Origin of the sequence: Salinivibrio sp. IB574, from assembly GCF_001996205.1 — a bacterium.
Taxonomy (GTDB): Bacteria; Pseudomonadota; Gammaproteobacteria; order Enterobacterales; family Vibrionaceae; genus Salinivibrio; species Salinivibrio proteolyticus.
Genome location: NZ_MUFN01000005.1, coordinates 18,288 through 36,974 on the forward strand (window position 1 = coordinate 18,288; position 18,687 = coordinate 36,974).

18 protein-coding genes are annotated in these 18,687 nt (G+C 52.0%); 14 read left to right on the forward strand and 4 right to left on the reverse strand.

The window, feature by feature from the left end; genetic code table 11:
• Nucleotides 1–19 precede the first annotated feature (19 nt).
• The 5 genes from tatA to hemB all read left to right on the forward strand — a co-directional run bounded on the left by tatA (nucleotide 20) and on the right by hemB (nucleotide 3,296).
• Nucleotides 20–268, forward strand: coding sequence for a Sec-independent protein translocase subunit TatA (tatA, locus tag BZJ17_RS03490; protein WP_069588228.1), 249 nt, complete (start codon nucleotides 20–22; stop codon nucleotides 266–268).
• A 2-nt stretch (nucleotides 269–270) separates the two neighbouring features.
• On the forward strand, nucleotides 271–627 hold the full coding sequence (tatB, locus tag BZJ17_RS03495) for a Sec-independent protein translocase protein TatB (RefSeq protein ID WP_069588226.1): 357 nt from the start codon (nucleotides 271–273) through the stop codon (nucleotides 625–627).
• Nucleotides 628–642: 15 nt separating this feature from the next.
• Nucleotides 643–1,395, forward strand: coding sequence for a twin-arginine translocase subunit TatC (tatC, locus tag BZJ17_RS03500; protein ID WP_077639792.1), 753 nt, complete (start codon nucleotides 643–645; stop codon nucleotides 1,393–1,395).
• Entirely contained in the window at nucleotides 1,392–2,174 is a 783-nt protein-coding gene (locus tag BZJ17_RS03505) for a TatD family hydrolase (RefSeq protein WP_077639793.1), read from the forward strand. Before tatC ends, BZJ17_RS03505 begins: the two co-directional genes overlap by 4 nt.
• A gap of 69 nt (nucleotides 2,175–2,243) precedes the next feature.
• Entirely contained in the window at nucleotides 2,244–3,296 is a 1,053-nt protein-coding gene (gene hemB, locus BZJ17_RS03510) for a porphobilinogen synthase (RefSeq protein ID WP_069588220.1), read from the forward strand.
• 110 nt (nucleotides 3,297–3,406) lie between these two features.
• Here the strand turns inward: hemB and asnC are convergent, their stop codons facing one another.
• A complete protein-coding gene (gene asnC, locus BZJ17_RS03515; protein ID WP_069588218.1) occupies nucleotides 3,407–3,868 on the reverse strand; it encodes a transcriptional regulator AsnC in 462 nt (153 codons plus the stop codon).
• Between the two features lie 95 nt (nucleotides 3,869–3,963).
• Here asnC and BZJ17_RS03520 point away from each other — a divergent pair, with 95 nt between their 5' ends.
• The 4 genes from BZJ17_RS03520 (at nucleotide 3,964) to BZJ17_RS03535 (ending at nucleotide 8,953) form a co-directional block, all read left to right on the forward strand.
• Nucleotides 3,964–7,146, forward strand: coding sequence for an ABC transporter substrate binding protein (locus BZJ17_RS03520; protein ID WP_241836750.1), 3,183 nt, complete (start codon nucleotides 3,964–3,966; stop codon nucleotides 7,144–7,146).
• 35 nt (nucleotides 7,147–7,181) lie between these two features.
• Nucleotides 7,182–7,961: a class I SAM-dependent methyltransferase gene (locus BZJ17_RS03525; protein WP_077639794.1), complete on the forward strand. Its 780-nt coding sequence runs from the start codon at nucleotides 7,182–7,184 to the stop codon at nucleotides 7,959–7,961.
• Nucleotides 7,962–8,255, forward strand: a complete 294-nt coding sequence (locus BZJ17_RS03530; RefSeq protein ID WP_077639795.1) for a hypothetical protein — start codon at nucleotides 7,962–7,964, stop codon at nucleotides 8,253–8,255.
• 338 nt (nucleotides 8,256–8,593) lie between these two features.
• Nucleotides 8,594–8,953, forward strand: coding sequence for an Hpt domain-containing protein (locus BZJ17_RS03535; protein WP_069588212.1), 360 nt, complete (start codon nucleotides 8,594–8,596; stop codon nucleotides 8,951–8,953).
• A 45-nt stretch (nucleotides 8,954–8,998) separates the two neighbouring features.
• On the opposite strand, the gene gorA is transcribed toward BZJ17_RS03535, so the two are convergent.
• Nucleotides 8,999–10,354 carry a glutathione-disulfide reductase gene (gene gorA / locus BZJ17_RS03540; protein ID WP_077639796.1) on the reverse strand — a complete coding sequence of 452 codons (1,356 nt, stop codon included), beginning with the start codon at nucleotides 10,352–10,354 and terminating at the stop codon, nucleotides 8,999–9,001.
• A gap of 294 nt (nucleotides 10,355–10,648) precedes the next feature.
• Between gorA and prlC the strand changes: the two genes are divergently transcribed.
• On the forward strand, nucleotides 10,649–12,688 hold the full coding sequence (gene prlC / locus BZJ17_RS03545; protein ID WP_077639797.1) for an oligopeptidase A: 2,040 nt from the start codon (nucleotides 10,649–10,651) through the stop codon (nucleotides 12,686–12,688).
• A 75-nt stretch (nucleotides 12,689–12,763) separates the two neighbouring features.
• Here the strand turns inward: prlC and gppA are convergent, their stop codons facing one another.
• Both gppA and rhlB read right to left on the reverse strand, forming a co-directional pair.
• A complete protein-coding gene (gene gppA, locus BZJ17_RS03550; RefSeq protein WP_077639798.1) occupies nucleotides 12,764–14,281 on the reverse strand; it encodes a guanosine-5'-triphosphate,3'-diphosphate diphosphatase in 1,518 nt (505 codons plus the stop codon).
• A 30-nt stretch (nucleotides 14,282–14,311) separates the two neighbouring features.
• Entirely contained in the window at nucleotides 14,312–15,604 is a 1,293-nt protein-coding gene (gene rhlB / locus BZJ17_RS03555) for an ATP-dependent RNA helicase RhlB (protein WP_069590218.1), read from the reverse strand.
• A 112-nt stretch (nucleotides 15,605–15,716) separates the two neighbouring features.
• On the opposite strand from rhlB, the gene trxA reads away from it, so the two are divergent.
• From trxA to BZJ17_RS03575, 4 genes are all read left to right on the forward strand, one after another.
• The gene (trxA, locus tag BZJ17_RS03560; protein WP_069590219.1) at nucleotides 15,717–16,043 is read left to right on the forward strand and encodes a thioredoxin TrxA; all 327 of its coding nucleotides are present in this window, start codon (nucleotides 15,717–15,719) and stop codon (nucleotides 16,041–16,043) included.
• Between the two features lie 183 nt (nucleotides 16,044–16,226).
• A complete protein-coding gene (gene rho, locus BZJ17_RS03565; protein WP_069590220.1) occupies nucleotides 16,227–17,492 on the forward strand; it encodes a transcription termination factor Rho in 1,266 nt (421 codons plus the stop codon).
• 188 nt (nucleotides 17,493–17,680) lie between these two features.
• Nucleotides 17,681–18,331: a hypothetical protein gene (locus BZJ17_RS03570; RefSeq protein ID WP_077639799.1), complete on the forward strand. Its 651-nt coding sequence runs from the start codon at nucleotides 17,681–17,683 to the stop codon at nucleotides 18,329–18,331.
• Nucleotides 18,332–18,362: 31 nt separating this feature from the next.
• Nucleotides 18,363–18,629: a hypothetical protein gene (locus BZJ17_RS03575; protein WP_131826795.1), complete on the forward strand. Its 267-nt coding sequence runs from the start codon at nucleotides 18,363–18,365 to the stop codon at nucleotides 18,627–18,629.
• The last annotated feature ends 58 nt before the right edge of the window (nucleotides 18,630–18,687 follow it).

Sequence of the window (18,687 nt, forward strand, 5' to 3'; positions counted from 1 at the left end):
CACGTGGAAGGGAACCAGTATGGGTGGAATTAGTATTTGGCAGTTACTGATTATCGCAGTGATTGTGGTATTGCTATTTGGCACGAAAAAGCTTCGTAACATGGGCGGCGATTTAGGCTCAGCGGTGAAAGGCTTTAAGAAAGCCATGAACGACGACGAAGACAGCCAAAAAGGCAAAGACGCAGACTTCCAGCAAAAGACCCTTGATGATACTGGGGCTGAGACGTCAACAAACGAGCAAGCACGTAAAGATAAAGAGCAGGTATAACCGTGTTTGATATAGGTTTCTGGGAACTTGTGCTGATCGCCGTGATTGGCTTAGTGGTACTGGGCCCAGAGCGACTGCCCGTCGCGATACGGAATGTGTCGCGTTGGGTGGGGGCAGCGAAGCGTATGGCGGGCTCTGTCCGAGACGAGCTCGAGCAAGAGCTTAAAATTAAAGAGCTGCAAGACAACTTACGCAAAGCCGAGCAGGCTGGCATGAAAGACCTTGACCCTGAGCTGCAGCAATCGGTGGATACCTTGCGTCAGCATGCTGCGGATGTCCAACGCCCTTATGCATCGTCGACAGAGACACCGCGCCCTGAGGCACCGTCTTCAGAGCCGTCGCCGACCGATAAGCGATAAACGAGCAAGGCTACTATGTCCTCCGTAAATGATACCCAACCGCTAATTAGCCATTTGATGGAGCTGCGCAACCGCTTGTTGCGAGCGATCATTGCGATTCTCATCGTTTTTATTGGCTTGGTTTATTTTGCTAATGATATCTACAGCGTGGTGGCACAGCCGCTGATTGATAAGCTGCCAGAAGGCGCGAGCATGATCGCCACGGATGTGGCGTCACCGTTTTTCACGCCGATAAAGCTGACGTTAGTGATATCGGTGTTCGTGGCGGTACCGGTGATTTTGTACCAAATTTGGGCGTTTGTAGCCCCCGGTTTGTATAAGCATGAACAGCGGTTAGTGTTACCTTTATTGGTATCGAGTTCGTTGCTTTTCTACGCGGGGGTCGCGTTTGCGTACTGGGTGGTGCTGCCATTGGTGTTTGGCTTTTTCACCTCGATAGCGCCCGAAGGGGTGCAAGTGGCGACCGATATTGCTAGTTACCTCGATTTTATCTTGGCACTGTTTTTGGCGTTTGGGATCGCGTTTGAAATTCCCATCGCCATTATTTTGCTGGTTTGGACCGGCGCGACCAGTGCACAAAGCCTGCGTCAAAAACGCCCATACGTTATCGTCGCCGCGTTCGTAGTTGGTATGATGCTGACGCCACCGGATATGATTTCGCAAACCTTGCTCGCGATTCCTATGTGTTTATTGTTCGAGCTAGGTGTGTTGCTATCGCGCTTTTACGTGCCACGTGCGTCATCGGAATCGCAAGAGGCCAGTGAATGATCGATATTGGCGTGAACTTGACCAGCACGCGGTTTGATAAGGACAGAGACGCGGTGGTTGCGAGCGCGCAGCAAGCGGGCGTCACCGGTATGCTGCTGACAGGCACTAATCTGGAAGAAAGCCAAGCGGCGGCGGATCTCGCCATCCATTATCCGGCGTTTGCCTATGCCACTGCTGGCGTCCATCCGCATGATGCCAAGTCTGCCGACCCCACGGATTTATCCGTTATCCGGCAATTAGCGCAGCGCGCCGAGGTAGTGGCGATCGGTGAGTGTGGCCTCGATTTTAATCGGGATTTCTCGCCACGGCCGCAACAAGAAGCGGTCTTTGACGCGCAGCTTGCGCTGGCGGCTGAGCTGTCGATGCCTGTATTTATGCACTGTCGCGATGCGCACGATCGCTGGTTCGCGATTTTACGCCCTTGGCTCGATAAACTGCCCGCAGCGGTGCTGCATTGCTTTACTGGCGATGATCGCGCATTACGTGAGTGCTTGGACGCTGGGTTATACATCGGCGTCACCGGATGGGTGTGTGATGAGCGCCGTGGACAAGCCTTACAGCAGCAGGTTAGTTGGATCCCAGATGATAGGCTGATGATAGAAACTGACGCGCCGTATTTGCAGCCCCGCGATATACGCCCTCGGCCGAAAAGCAGCCGTAATGAGCCTAAATATTTGCCCCATATCGCACAAACTGTAGCACGGCTTCGCCAACAGCCTGTCGAACATGTTATTGACTGTACAACAAAAAACACCCTGCGCTGTTTTTCGATTCAGTGACGGGGTGAACAACCCAGTGAGGCAGTCTTCTGCCCCAAAGCCCAGGTCTGCAACATAAAGGAGGATACAGTGAGCGTATCCATTCAAGGCGCCTTTCCTGCTCGACGCCTGCGTCGTACACGCAAAACTGACTTTAGCCGCCGTATGGTGGCGGAACATTCATTGTCCGCGAGCGATTTGATTTACCCTGTTTTCATTTTGATGGGCAAAAATCGTCGTGAGCCGGTGGAGTCGATGCCCGGTATTGAGCGGATGTCGATTGACCTGCTGTTGTATGAAGCGGATTACTTGGCCAAGCTAGGTGTGCCGGCGATTGCACTATTCCCGGTGATCCCGAAGGAATTTAAAACCGCCTGTGCCTCTGAAGCCTTTAACCCCGAAGGGCTGGTGCCACGCGCGGTACGCTTGCTCAAAGAGCACGTGCCACAAATGGGTGTGATCACTGATGTGGCGTTGGACCCTTACACCATCCACGGCCAAGACGGGATCATTGATGACGACGGCTATGTGATGAACGAGCCCACTACCGAAGTGCTGATCAAACAAGCTTTGTCACACGCCGAGGCGGGTGTGGATATTGTTGCGCCGTCAGACATGATGGATGGGCGCATAGGTCGTATTCGAGACGCACTAGAGAAAAACGGCCACATCAATACCCAAATCATGGCGTACTCTGCCAAGTATGCCTCTAACTATTATGGCCCGTTCCGCGATGCGTTAGGTTCTGCGGCGAACCTGAAAGGGGGCAATAAAGCCAATTACCAAATGGATCCGGCCAACAGTGACGAAGCGCTGCATGAAGTGGCGATGGATATTGCTGAAGGGGCGGATACCGTCATGGTTAAACCGGGGATGCCGTATTTGGATGTGGTGCGCCGCGTGAAAAGTGAACTCAAAGTGCCAACCTTTGCTTACCAAGTCTCTGGTGAGTACGCCATGCACAAAGCGGCGATCGATAATGGCTGGTTAAAAGAGCGCGAGACAGTGATGGAATCACTCTTGTGCTTTAAACGTGCGGGTGCGGACGGCATTTTGACTTACTTTGCTAAACAAGTTGCCGAGTGGCTTGCTGAAGATGCAGGTGTGCCGTTGCCGCCACGTCCTGAAGAGACCGTGGGATAAAAAAAGACCGCGCGATCAACCACGCCCTGGCTATTTGGTCAGGGCGTTTTTGGTTGTGTGGCGGTTGCGTCATGATAGATACAGGGATAAAGCGTATCACCACGCAAAATTTAGGGGATTACGTTGCGGTTGATGGGGTTCTGTAGTGAGATCAGCGTTTCGGTGGATTGGACTTCATCGATGGCTTGTAGCTTGTCAATCAGCACAAACTGTAACTCTTCAATGGAGCGGCACATCAGTTTCACAAAGATGTTATAGGCGCCGGTGGTGTAGTAAGCCTCAACGACCTCATCAAGCTGATTCAGCTTATCAAGCGCAGAGTGATAGTCCCGCGCGGCTTTGAGGTTGATGCCAATAAAGCAGCACACGTCGTAGCCAAGCTTTTTGGTGTTCACCAATATTTCGGTACCTTCGATAATGCCAGCAGCTTTCATTTTCTCCACGCGCACGTGAACTGTCGCGGGACTCACTTGGAACTGCTTGGCCATTTCCGCGTAAGGCACGCGCGCATCGTCGAGGAGTGTGGACAGAATACGACGATCGAGATCATCCAGTTTGGGTAAATCGTTCATTGTTGTCGTCTTGTAGTTGTAGCTAAGCCATGTTTTCCGCTGTCTCAGTTGCTTGACAGTCAATTGAGCATCTAATGTAGGGTATCGCGTTGTCTATGAAGATACCAATAAACCAACAGGAAGTGGGCGTGGGGATCAAATACCTTTTTGGCGTGTTAATACTGATGTGTACCTGCGCCGTGAGTGCAGCTCAACAACAAGTCTTGGTCGTGCACTCCTATCATCCCGGGTTCTTTTGGAATCAAGCGTTGGTCGAAGGATTAAATACGGCGACGCAAGGGCACGATATCGACTTTCAGCATACTTACTTAGAAAGTAAGCGTTACCAATCAGAAGCCTATCGCGAACAGCTGAAAAAACTCTATATCCAAAAACTCGCTAGCCAGCGTTTCGATGCCATTTTAACCACAGACAACGCCGCGCTATGGTTGATGCACGAGCTCCACGACTACGTAGGAGACACGCCCGTGGTGTACGCGGGGCTGAATAACTTTGGCCGCCAGCATTACCCGCTGCTACCGCGTGTGACTGGAGTGAAAGAAGAGGTCGACTTACCTCGCAACTTGGCGTTGATGAAACGCCTCCATCCTGATTTAGAACGTGTTTACCTGTTGCTGGACAACACCTTTTCAAGTCGTCAGTACTGGAATGTGGTACAAGCGCAGCTAGCGCACAGTGATTTGTCGGGTATCGAAGTGGTTCGCCTATCAGACTTATCGTTTCAGGCACTGCATGACCGTATCCAAGCGATGCATGAGGGTGAGGGCGTCTTTTATCTTTCTTACTTTCGCGACAACCAAGGCGGCTTCATGACCCGTCAAGAATACCTCGAAACCATTGTGGGTGAAGCCCCCGTTCCCGTGTATGGGGCGATGAGTTTTATGCTCGGCCACGGGGTGATTGGCGGTGTGGTGATTGATGGGGTTGAGCAGGGTAAGAACCAAGGTGAGTTGCTACTGAAAGTGCTGGCGGGTGAGCTGCCCGCTGAGCGCGACAGCACCAATGTCACCATGTTTGATTACCCTTTGGTCAAACGGTGGGATTTGGATATTAGCGATCTACGTTCAGCGGTGATCACTAATCGTCCGCAGTCGTTATGGCAGGCCCACAAAATAACCGTACAAGCGGTGTCTTTGTCCGTGCTGGTGTTGGGTAGCATCATTGTTATGCTTTGGGCCAATGTGCGTCAGCTGCGTCGTAGTGAGTCGGCACTAATGCGTCACCGCGCCATGCTCAAAGGGGTGTTCGACCAGAGTAATCAGTTTATCGCCTTGCTTGATGGCAATGGGATTCTGCTGTCAGGCAATTCCAGTTTTAATCAGTTGGTAGATGTAACTCGCCAATATCAGGCAAGACCGCTCTGGTTTTGGCCGATATGGCGTAACCCTGCACGCTTAGAGTCGCACCTAAAGTTAACTGAAACGACCCAGCCCCGGCGTTTTGAACTGTGTTTGAGTGAGGCGCACCGCGAAGTGATCTTGGATGTGGCGGTTAAAAGCTTTCCTGGTGAAGCTGGTCAACCCCGTATTCTGTTTGAAGCGCGCGATATTACCCAACGTAAGCACACCGAGGAGAAACTGCAACGCAGTGAAATTGAATACCGGATGCTTTACGAACAGCAACCGGTGATCTTGCTGACCGTCGATCAGCAAGCACGGATCCAATCTATCAACCAATATGCGGCAGAGCTTTTCGGTTACAACAAATCAAGCCTCCTTGGCCATAAAATCACTGAGTTGTATGCCGAGCAGCATGAGCCACCCCACCGAATGGTGCGCCGCCCACAAGACAATGACGAGCAACTTTGGCGCCGAGAGATCCCTTATCGCTCTAAAAAGGGCCAGACCTTGTGGGTGAGAGAAACGGTTCGTGCCATGCACACTCAGGCACAGATACTGGTGGTTGGCGAAGACATTACTGCGCACCGAGAGATGGAAAGCCAACTGATGTATCAAGCGCATCATGACTACTTAACCGGTCTCTATAACCGCAGTTATTTTGAACAGAAGCTGGCCGATGCCTTGGTTCAGGCCCGCGAAGACGATCAGTGCCATGCGATGTTCTATATCGATATGGACCAATTTAAGCTGATTAATGACACCGCAGGCCATGAAGCCGGGGATGAAGCGTTAAAGCAAGTGGCGTTGATTGTAAGTCATCACTTACCTTCTGGCGCGGTACTATCAAGGCTTGGGGGCGATGAGTTTGGCGTTTTGGTGTATCACTGTGATGCTACCCGTGCGGTGAGTTGGGGGAAATCATTGCTGGCAGCCTTGGCGCGAAGTGAGTTCTTTTGGCATGACAGCCGGATGCGGTTGGAGTGTTCCTTAGGGATCCGCTTACTGGACCGCACCGCCGGCTCTCCGCAGCAAGTGCATGCCCAAGCTGATACAGCCTGCTATGCCGCCAAAGATGAGGGGCGTAACCGGCTCCATCTTTATCATCCGGACGATGAAGAATTGAAACGTCGCGAGCAAGAAATGGCCTATGTCAGCCATATTCATGAAGCCATTGCCGCAGACCGCTTTGAAGTGTATGCACAGCGCATTGTGAATATTAGCGGCGCACCCCAGCGTAAGCTTTATATGGAAGTGTTAGTTCGGATGCGGGATACCCAAGGTGGCTGGATCTCACCTGGGCTATTTATTCCCGCGGCAGAGCGCTACAACATGGCGCATCAACTCGATACGGTGGTGGTGAAGAAAACCTTGGGCTGGTTCGCCGCGCATCCCGAGCACGTTGATAAGCTGGGTATGGTGTCGATTAATCTATCCGGCCGCTCCATTGCGCAAAAAGAGTTTGTGCAATTTTTGGTACACGCTATCAAAGACAGTGTGATACCCAGCCGACGCATCTGCTTAGAGATCACTGAAACGGCCGCCATCAGTAACATGACCAGTGCGATGGATTTGTTTTCACGTCTTAAAGCGTTGGGCTGCTTTATTGCACTCGATGACTTTGGTGCGGGTATCTCATCGTTTGGTTACTTGAAGCGTTTACCGGTTGATATCGTGAAAATTGATGGGCAATTTGTGCGTGACATTGCCAAGGACGACACCGATTTTGCGATGGTGAAAGCCATTAACGACCTTGCCAAGCAAATGGGCAAAAAAACCGTGGCTGAGTTTGTTGAAAATAGCGAGATTTTAGAGAAATTGCGTTTACTCGGGGTCGATTACGCACAAGGTTATCACTTTAGTGTACCAGCGCCGCTGGAGCAGCAAGTGAGAGGCTGGCCCGAGACACAGAACAGCGTGAAGGAAAAAATCCATCTCTGATATACTCGGCCAATCATTGGCTGTGGAGATCCAACGTGCAACTGACCCTTATCTGTGATGTCGCAGAGAAACAACAAGAATTTGAAAGGCTAACAAGTAAGTGGTCACTCACACATGAGGATGATTCGCCGTTTGCGCTGGTGATGACAGAGACACGGTTGGAGCTTCGCAAACAAGATGAGCCTAAATTAGGAGCGGTCTACGTTGATTTTGTCGACGGGGCGGTCGGTCATCGCCGTAAGTTTGGTGGTGGCAAAGGCCAAGCGATCGCGAAAGCGGTGGGATTAAATAAAGGCGTGACACCGCGTGTTCTTGATGCCACCGCTGGGCTTGGGCGTGATGGGTTTGTTCTTGCCTCGCTTGGCTGTGAGGTACAGTTGATTGAACGTCATCCTGTGGTGGCTGCGTTGTTGGATGATGGACTGCAGCGCGCTTATCAAGATGAAGAAATCGGTACTTGGATGCGCGCACGCATGACCTTGTTGCATGCAAGCAGTGCGCAGGCTCTCACCGAGATGGCGCAAACACCCGGGCTAAAGCGGCCTGATGTGGTTTATCTTGACCCCATGTATCCGCATAAAAAAAAGTCCGCGTTAGTCAAAAAAGAAATGCGTGTCTTTCAATCCTTAGTCGGGGCGGATACAGATGCGGATAGCCTGTTAGATCCCGCACTGGCACTGGCACGTAGTCGTGTGGTGGTCAAACGCCCAGATTATGCTGAGCCGTTAGCCGGCATGGTCCCCCATTCGAGCATTGCGACAAAGAAAAACCGCTTTGATATGTATATCAATGCAGCACTTACGGTGGATCATTAGGTGGCTAAGTCGCTGTGTAAGTGGCGTCGCGGAGACGTGGATGCTGAGTTAGAGCTGCTCGCGACGATTGTCTCGCCGCCTTGCGTGGCGTGCAGTAAATGTGCGCGTGTGGCCAGAGATAAAAGCTATCTGTGTCGGCCTACGCCTTTGCCTGCATCGTCTGAATCAGTGACGAAAAAGGTGAAGAAAAAAGCCAAGGATGAAAAGCTAACCAAAAAAGCCCTGAAAAAGGGCAAAAAGACGGCAAAAAGCAAAAAAGAGAAGAAAAAGGCGAAAGCCAGTAAAAACGCCTAGCCTGAAGGTAAAGGAACAGACTCCATGGTTACCCATGGAGTCTGCGGTGATTAATCGAGGCCTTTAACCATCAACACGGTCAACAGACCGGTGATAACGGAAACGATCAGGCCAGAAACGATTAACCAAGGCAACATATCCATCATGATTCGCACTCACTTCTATTATTGATATTGGGGGAAAAGCGAGCATGATTGGACCTGAGTTTTGCCACATCCACAATGTGCTAGACGCAGGCGGTTAAGCTTAGTAACGATTAGAAACAAGGTGATGACAAGCTAATCAACAAGCCCTTGTCGCTTGTAGGTGAATCACCGTTTTCAGTAAAAGGATTGAGCATGAGTGACAGCCACGGAAAGACAGATCACGACGCAAGCGTGTGGGACAAAGAGGAAGCCTTAAGTCGGTTGATGGATAGCCAAGCCTTGCTCGATGAAGCCTGTACCATCTTTGTCGAAGAGACTGAGGAGCAGCTTCCAGCCATGGCACAACAGATTGCAGCGGCAGATTTTGCTAACTTGGCACGTGAAGCGCACAAGCTAAAGGGTAGTGCCAGTAACCTAGCGGCGATTGAACTGCAACAACAAGCGTTAGCCTTGGAGCTGGCAGCAAAACAGGATAATGCTGATGCCGCGTCCGTGTTGTTGGATGATATCAAAGAAGGCTTGGCACGTTTTTGCGCGCAGTGGAGTAAATAAAAACGCCGAGCACAGTGCTCGGCGTTGCTCTTACCGATACCGAGTTTAGCGCATGGTAACAAATTCTTCTGAACCGGTCGGGTGAATCGCGACCACACTGTCAAAATCTGCTTTTGTCGCTCCCATCTTCATTGCCACGGCAAATCCTTGGATCATTTCATCGACGGTGAAGCCGATACCGTGAAGGCCCACGACTTTTTCATCGTCACCGGCACACACCAGTTTCATTTTACAAGGTTGGCGGTGCTGGGTGACGGCCGTATACATCGCAGCAAACGTCGAGGTGTAGACCTTGATATTGTCATCCCCATATTTGGCGCGCGCTTCGGGCTCGGTCAAGCCAATGGTGCCGATTGGCGGATGGCTAAATACCACGGTTGGGACGAGGTCATAGTCCATTTTTGCCTCGCTCTGGCCATTAAATAGGCGCTCCGAGAGCAGACGACCTGCTTTTACCGCCACAGGGGTGAGCTCAATGCCACCATCCATAATGTCACCGACACAGTAAATGCCCGGCACGCTGGTGGTTTGGTAAGGGTCTACTTTAATGTAGCCGTCCGCGGTGGTTTGTACATCGGTCGCGGCCAAATTGATCTTGTCGGTGGTTGGATGGCGGCCAATCGCCCAGATCAGTGTGTCTGTGTTATGCGTGGTGCCGTTCTCGAACGCAAGGGTCAGGCTGCCGTCGCTTTCTTTGGTGACAGAGACAGGCACCGACTGGGTATGCAGAGTTGGGCCTTCTTTTTCCATCACTTCGACCAAGGTGTCAGTCACCAAGGGGTCAAAGCTTCGCAGCGGACGGTCTTTGCGCACAAACAAGTGGGTATCGGACCCTAGCGCATGCAGTACGCCTGCGATTTCAACCGCAATATAGCCAGCACCGACCACGGCGACACGCTTAGGTTGTTCGGTAAGGGCAAAGAAACCATCTGAGTCGATGCCATGTTCAGCACCGGGAATGTTCGGAATCGTGGGGGTGCCGCCAACCGCAATCAAGATATGATCGGCGGTGTAGTGTTCGCCGTCTACCTCGACGGTTTTGTTATCGACAAAGCGCGCAAAGCCGTGAATGACATCAATGTTGTTTTTACCCAACACGTTTTCGTAGGCTTTGTGGATACGGCCGATGTAGGCTTCGCGGTTATTGATCAAGGTTGACCAGTCAAAGCCTTTCACTTCAACATCAAACCCATAATCCGGGGCATAAAGATTGAGGGCTTCGGCTACTTGCGCGCCATGCCACATCACTTTTTTGGGCACACAGCCCACGTTTACACAGGTTCCACCGAGGTGTTTTGCTTCAATCAGGGCGACTTTGGCACCGTGCATCGCGGCACGGTTGGCAGAGGCAATACCGCCGCTGCCGCCACCGATACAGATGTAGTCGAAATGCTTCGCCATGTCTTTCTCCATCTTATACGCACGAGCGTGCTTCTGGCTTTTGTTTCGTGGTCAGCTTGTCGCGTTTCAGGTCGCTTGTAAAGTGGCGCCGCGCTGACCATTGAGGTTGAGTGAATGTAAGCTTATCAAACCTGTGGTGTGGCGGCAGTCTCAGAATCATTTTGTAACGGTCGCAATCTGTATAAGTTGGAGTGCGGGGATTGAAAAGCGTTCTCTCAGACGGCATATACATGAGGTCACTTATCGTTTAGACGCGCGAACCACGGGCGTCTCGTCAGCAAAAAGGAAGGCATTATGTCCAACCCGCTACTTCAGTTTGAGGATTTACCTCCATTTTCAGCGATCAATCCAGAGCATGTTAAGCCGGCAGTGGACGCCGCAATTGCCGATTGTCGCCAAGCAGTCGAGCAGGCGGCTGAGCAAGCGTCGCCAAGTTGGGAGACGGTTTGTGCTCCGCTCGCCGAAGTCGAAGATCGTCTCAGCCGTTTATGGTCGCCAGTAAGCCATATGAACGCGGTAGTTAACAGCAAACCACTGCGTGAAGCCTACGAAAGCTGTCTGCCGCTGTTGTCGGAATATTCGACGTGGCGCGGTCAGCACAAAGGCTTGTATCACGCCTACAAAGCCATCAAAGACAGCGCGGACTTTTCATCACTCGATACGGCCCAGCAAAAAGCCATCACTGATGCGCTGCGTGATTTTGAGCTGTCTGGCATTGCGCTGCCTGCCGATCAACAACACCGTTTTGGGGAAATTCAAAAACGCTTGTCGGAGCTTTCCTCTTCGTTTAGCAACAATGTGCTGGATGCCACCATGGGGTGGAGCAAGCTGGTCAGTGATAAAAGTGAGTTAGCGGGCTTGCCCGAATCAGCGCTGAACGCAGCGAAAGCGCAAGCTGAGAGTAAATCTCAGCAAGGTTACTTACTGACCCTCGATATTCCTTCGTACTTACCAGTCATGATGTACTGCGATAACCAAGCATTACGTCAAGAAATGTATGAAGCTTTCTCAACGCGAGCCTCTGATCGTGGCCCGCAGGCCGGCCAGTGGGACAACACCGAGCTGATGAACGAGTCGCTACGTTTAAAATATGAACTGGCGCGCTTGTTGGGCTTTAACAATTACAGCGAGTTGTCGCTGGCGACCAAAATGGCAGAGAGCCCCGAGCAGGTGATGGGCTTTTTGAATGAGCTGGTTAGCAAAGCCCGTCCACAAGGCGAGCGAGAGTTCGCGGAAGTAAAAGCTTACGCCAAGCAAGAGTTTGGGGTGGAGACGCTGGCGCCTTGGGATATCCCTTACTACAGCGAAAAACTCAAGCAGGCGCGCTATGCGATTTCTGATGAAGCGCTACGTCCTTACTTCCCAGAATCGCGCGTGCTAAGTGGCCTGTTTGAAGTCATGAAGCGTGTGTTTGGCATGACGGTAACCGAACGCCAAGGTGTCGATACATGGCATAAAGATGTGCGTTTTTATGACATTCACGACAGTCAGGGCACGCTGCGCGGGAGCTTCTATTTAGACTTGTATGCACGTGAGAATAAGCGTGGCGGTGCATGGATGGATGAGTGTCGCGTTCGTCGCCGTAAAACAAATGGCGAGTTACAAACGCCGGTGGCGTACTTGACCTGTAACTTCAACCCACCGGTCGGTGATGATCCTGCGCTGTTTACCCATGACGAAGTTGAAACCCTGTTCCACGAATTCGGTCACGGCATTCACCACATGCTGACACAAGTCGAAGTGGCGGATGTCTCGGGGATCAACGGTGTGCCTTGGGATGCGGTAGAGCTACCGAGTCAGTTTTTGGAGAACTGGTGCTGGGAGCAAGAGGCGCTGAGCTTTATCTCGGGCCACTATCAAACCGGAGAAGCCTTGCCGGACGATATGCTAGAGAAGATGCTGGCGGCGAAAAACTTCAATTCAGCGATGGCGATGTTGCGCCAGCTCGAATTCAGCTTGTTCGACTTTAGCTTGTTCAGTCAATTTGACCCCGAGGTGGGTCCAAGGATCATGGAAACGCTCAACGCCGTACGTGAGCAGGTTTCTGTGGTGCCCACGCCGGAGTGGAATCGCTTCCCGCATGCGTTTGGGCACATCTTTGCGGGTGGCTACAGCGCAGGTTATTACAGCTACAAATGGGCTGAAGTGCTGTCGAGCGATGCCTACTCTCGCTTTGAAGAAGAAGGGATCTTTAATCGCGAAACCGGTGAAGATTTCCTCAACCATATCCTCAGTCGTGGGGGAAGCGAAGCGCCGATGGCGTTGTTTGTTCGTTTCCGTGGCCGTGAGCCAAGCCCTGATGCGCTGCTGCGCCACAGTGGTATTTCCGCGTAGTCACGCGACGATTGACCAAGTAAAAGCCCGCGCTAGGCGGGCTTTTTTGTGCTCAACGGGATGGGTGAGTGCGATTTAGGCACCGCCATCGGCGTGGGTGATCACGACCAGCGGTTGACCAAGGCTGGATTGACGCAAGGCTTCCTGCTCCAGCTCGGCACTCAGCAATGGGCTGGTATCCAGCAACGTGGTGTCTAAGGTTAAGGTGAGCGCATCACCGTCTGCACAAAGGCGACTGAGTGGCCGTACGCGGCTGTCTCGGCGGTGGCACAGAATCACCGCCAAACGCAGCAAACGCAGGAGGCGATTGGCACTTTGCGCTGACAAAGCATGTTGGCCATCAATGCGAACCAGTTGCTCACGATAGTAGCGAAGCAAGGTGGCAATCAGCTGCTTTTGGGCGCGCGTAAAGCCGGGTAAGTCGAGATGGGTGATCAAATAGGCCGCATGGTCGCCGTCTTGTTTAAAGCCAATGCTTAAGCCAATTTCGTGCACACAGGCTGCGGCATGAAGCAAGCTACTGGCGTGGGGCTCTGGCACCCAGTCAGGCGGGCATTGGTGAAGTAAGTCCAACGCCGTTTGTGCCACCGTCATGCCATGCGCTTCATCGAGCTGATAGCGAGATTGAATACTGGCGATGGTGCGCGCGCGTATATCGCTGTGGCGCATCGCGGTCATCATTTCATACACCAGACCTTCACGGAGTGCGCCGCCAGCCAGTGTCATGCTGGTGACATCCAAGCATTCAAAAATGGCGATCAGTATCGATAAGCCACTTGGGAAAACCAAGGCGCGTTCAAGCGTGAGGCCGTCAATGTCGAGTGCATCCATTTGACCGCACGCAATGGCTTGGTCGCGCAAACGATGGAGTTTTTCCAGCGTGATGACTTCGTCCATGCCTTGCGTGACCATGATTTCTTGCAAGGCTTGCACTGTTCCGCTGGCGCCTACGCAACAATCCCACCCGAGGGCGCGATAAGCGGCCATATGAGGCGCTAATTCCGCTTTAGCTCCGGCGATTGCGGCATCGAAAGCCGCTTGATTGAGAACACGGTCGGCAAAGTAGTCTTCAAGGAAGGTCACGCAGCCCATATTAAGGCTTCGCAGTAGCGCGGGCTCGAATTGTTGGCCAATGATCAGCTCGGTGCTGGCCCCACCAATATCCACCACCAAGCGTTTTCCTGGGCCGCCCGAGGTGTGGGCTACCCCTTGGTAGATGGTGCGCGCTTCTTCTTCACCAGAGATGATCTCGATGTTGTGGCCTAATAGCTGGTTTGCTTTGGCGAGAAACGCATCAGCGTTCGAGGCTCGGCGTAATGCGGCCGTCGCCACCACCCGAATATGATCGGCTTCAAAGTCTTGCAAGCGTTCAGCGAAAAGCGCGAGGCATTCCCAGCCGCGCTGCATGGCTTCGTCACTGAGCTGGCGTTGTGCGTTCATTCCCGCCGCTAGGCGGACTTTGCGCTTAATTTTGGCCAGTGTTTGCACACTGCCAGCCACTTGACGCACAACCAGCATATGAAAGCTGTTAGAGCCTAAATCAATCGCCGCATAAAGCGACGATGTGTGAGCGGTGGTTCCATCACGACGCATGGCGCGACCTTACCTCATAACTGCCGAATGTTATGCCGACTTTTGTGGGCGTCGACGTTGACGGTTGCGGTTGTTGCCGCTGTTGTTTTTGCCAGTATTACGACGACTGTTCACCTGACGTTTGGCTATCTTTTTCGGGGCCGGTAAATCCGTGAGCAGTGCGCTGCGATCAAATTCGCTGACTGGAATACTGTGTTCAATGTATTCTTCAATGGCGGGCAAATTGATGGCGTATTCTTCACAGGCAAAGCTGATGGAGCTACCACTGGCACCAGCACGACCGGTACGGCCAATGCGGTGCACATAGTCTTCAGCATCGTCGGGCAAGTCGTAGTTAAACACGTGGGTGACTTGCGGAATATGCAAGCCGCGCGCAGCGACATCGGTGGCCACCAACAAATCAATCTCACCTTTGGTGAATTGCTCGAGGATTTTCACCCGCTTTTTCTGCGGAACGTCACCAGTTAGTAGACCAACGCGATGATCGTCTGCCGCAAGGTGGGCCCAAATTGACTCGCAGCGATGCTTGGTGTTAGCAAAAATGATCGCGCGCTCCGGCCAGTCTTCTTCGATCAAGGTTTGCAGCAAGGGCATTTTTTCGTTGTTAGAAGGCTGGAAAAGCTCTTCTTTAATGCGATGGCCGGTTTTTTGTTCTGGCTCGATCACCACATGCTCAGGATTGGTCATGTGCTCGAAGGCCAGTTCTTGAACGCGATAAGACAAGGTGGCAGAAAACAACATGTTCAAGCGCTTGTTAGCCGCAGGCATACGGTTAAACAAGAAGCGAATGTCTTTGATAAAGCCTAAATCGAACATGCGATCCGCTTCATCCAACACCACTGCCTGAATGCCATGTAAATCAATCACTTTCTTCTTGTAGAAGTCGATGATACGGCCGCAGGTGCCGATTAAAATATCAACGCCTTGCTCAAGTGTTTGTTGCTGTTTGTCATAACCTTCGCCGCCATAGGCAAGCCCTGCGGTGATCGAAGTATGCGCAAGTAATGGTTCCGCATCGTTATAGATCTGAATGGCCAATTCGCGCGTAGGAGCTAATATGATTGCCCGTGGTTGGTTAGTTTTCCGTGACGCTGGTGCGTCAGTGGTTAACAAGTGATGAAACGTCGCAGCCAGAAACGCCAGGGTTTTGCCTGTCCCCGTTTGCGCCTGTCCTGCAATGTCTTGGCCGGTGAGCAGGACCGGCAATGCCTTTGCTTGGATAGGCGTACATTGGGTGAACCCTTTGGCCTCCAAGCTCTTGAGAACATCGGCGTGCAAGCCGAGCTCGGCAAATTTCTGCTCTGTGATATGCGTCATTTTCATCCGGATAGAATATCAGCTTAGGCTTGCAATACGGAAGCGAATCCAGTCAAATAGTGCCATTATTTACTGGTCGCAATTTAGCCAGTAACAAAAACATGTATTGGAGTAGAAGATGAGCGACAAAATTTTGCAGCTAACCGACGACAGCTTTGACGCAGACGTTTTAAATGCTGCAGGACCTGTACTGGTTGATTTTTGGGCAGAATGGTGTGGGCCATGTAAAATGATCGCGCCAATCCTGGACGAAATCGCCGACGAGTACGAAGGTAAAGTCACCATCGGAAAACTGAACATTGACCAGAACGCAGGTACACCGCCTAAGTTCGGCATCCGTGGTATCCCGACATTGCTGCTATTTAAAGATGGCGGCGTGGCAGCAACTAAGGTTGGTGCATTGTCAAAAACTCAGTTGAAAGAGTTCCTTGACGCTAACCTATAATGTTAAGACGGCCGCCACTGCCTCCCAGTGGCGGTTGTTTTTCTGTCAACTAGACGATACCCCATTTTGGTGCTACCTTATTGCACGGAAATTGTACTTCTGTTCATCTCTCGAACATGCCACTGGTCTCGACACGCTAACTAATTTCAGACCTCAACTTTGACAAACAAGACACTCACCACTATGAATCTTACCGAACTGAAGACTCAACCCGTCTCGACGCTGGTTGCGCTTGGCGAAAGCATGGGACTCGAAAACCTAGCTCGCTTGCGTAAACAGGACATCATTTTCTCGATCCTCAAACAGCACGCAAAAAGCGGTGAAGACATTTTCGGCAATGGCGTGCTGGAAATTCTTCAAGACGGGTTTGGCTTCCTGCGTAGCGCAGACAGCTCGTATTTGGCCGGCCCTGATGACATCTATGTGTCGCCAAGCCAAATTCGTCGCTTTAACTTGCGCACAGGCGATACCATCGCGGGTAAAATTCGTCCCCCTAAAGACGGCGAGCGCTACTTCGCGCTATTGAAAGTTAACCAAGTTAACAGCGACAAACCAGACAACGCCCGCAGTAAAATCCTCTTCGAAAACTTAACCCCTTTGCACGCCAGCGAACGTATGGTGATGGAGCGCGGAAACGGCTCGACAGAAGACATCACTGCCCGTGTGCTCGACTTAGCCTCGCCAATCGGTAAAGGTCAACGTGGTTTGATTGTTGCGCCGCCAAAAGCGGGTAAAACCATGCTGCTGCAAAACATCGCGCAAAGTATCGCTTACAACCACCCAGAATGTGAGTTGATGGTGCTGTTGATCGATGAGCGTCCGGAAGAAGTGACCGAGATGCAGCGCTTGGTGAAAGGGGAAGTGGTGGCATCGACCTTTGATGAGCCAGCAAGCCGTCACGTACAAGTGGCCGAAATGGTAATTGAAAAAGCCAAGCGTTTGGTCGAACACAAAAAAGACGTGGTGATCCTGCTGGACTCGATTACTCGTCTGGCGCGTGCTTACAACACAGTTGTACCGTCTTCCGGTAAAGTATTGACTGGTGGTGTCGACGCCAACGCCTTGCACCGTCCTAAGCGCTTCTTTGGTGCGGCCCGTAACGTGGAAGAAGGTGGTAGCTTGACCATTATCGCGACTGCGCTGGTGGATACAGGCTCGAAGATGGACGAAGTCATCTACGAAGAATTTAAAGGGACAGGTAACATGGAACTGCACCTGTCACGTAAGATTGCTGAAAAACGTGTCTTCCCAGCCATCGACTTCACGCGCTCTGGCACCCGTCGCGAAGAGTTGCTGACCAAAGCGGATGAACTACAGAAGATGTGGATCCTGCGTAAGATTGTCCACCCAATGGGGGAAATCGAAGGCATGGAATTCTTGATTGATAAGCTGGCCATGTCGAAGACCAATGATGAGTTCTTTGACGCCATGCGACGTCAAAACTCCTGATCCGGATCGTAATTGTGAAAAGCACTGTCTGCGGGCAGTGCTTTTTTATTGCCTATTGAACGCTGACTTCGCACAATGGTCTCACCCTACATGGATGTAGCCGGATTGCTACAAGTGGTACAGGATTGCAACGGATGGCAAGATGTTTTCGCGTGTTAGTGCTGATAGCATGCCTAGTCGTAGGCACAATGCCCAGCCGCGCAGCGGTCACGGAGGCGTCAACGCCGAGTGGACAAATCGTGACGCAGGCGTTTATTGATGGCTTATTAGAGACGCCTTCTACCCAGCAAGCCATGGCGATCGCGTTTCAGCGACAAATGGCTGATGATATTGACGGATTGCGTGCTCACCTACAAAGCCTGTCGCCGTTGATCCAAGAGGCGACCTTGTTCCGACTCCTTTCCACACCCACACGTTTGGATAACCCCGATTGGCGCACTTTCTTGCGCGATCTTAGTCACCAGCAACCGCATTTTTTATTACGTCATCAGCAAGACGGCTATTGGGTTACCACCCCCGCTTTCCACTATGCGGCCGCGGCACGTCAGCAATTAAACCGTTATCAGCACGAGCAACTGACCCAAGAGCTCGGCATGTTATTAAGCTATCGCCAGTTGGTGATTGCTGATTGGGTGAAACCTGACGGTGCAGATTATGCGCGGCGCCGTGATGCCTTGGTAGCGATGATTGGTGACTATGAGGCCAATGGTTTGGCCTATTTGGCCGAGCAATACCTGCATGACCCACGATTACTCTGGCTGCCTGACAACGCGATCTTGGCGGTGCTTGCTGAGAAAACGCAGCATCCGGAACTGTACGCCCGATTATGGCGTGTATAGCTTAGAGGCCTTACATGCCTTGAAAGGACAGGTGAGTGATAGCTTTTCGGTGAGCCAAATGATGGCAGCGGCGAGAAATCCCTCTTTGCGCGACACTGCGATTCGCCAGCTTGCCAGCTTGTCACCGTTGCCAGCGCCGGTTGCTGATTTTCTCGTGGCACAGTTGTCATTGCGCCAAGGTGATCAGGTAGCGCAATTGCTCGTCGGGGCGGGTAAAGGGGAATGGCTAACCGGCTTACAAGCCGAGTTGGGTCCGCTAGGCCGTCAGCACATTGCATCTGCGTTGTCGTCGCGCTAATGTCACCGCTTCACCGATCCGGATACCGGTTTGCTTGGTATCATTAAGGCGTTTATTA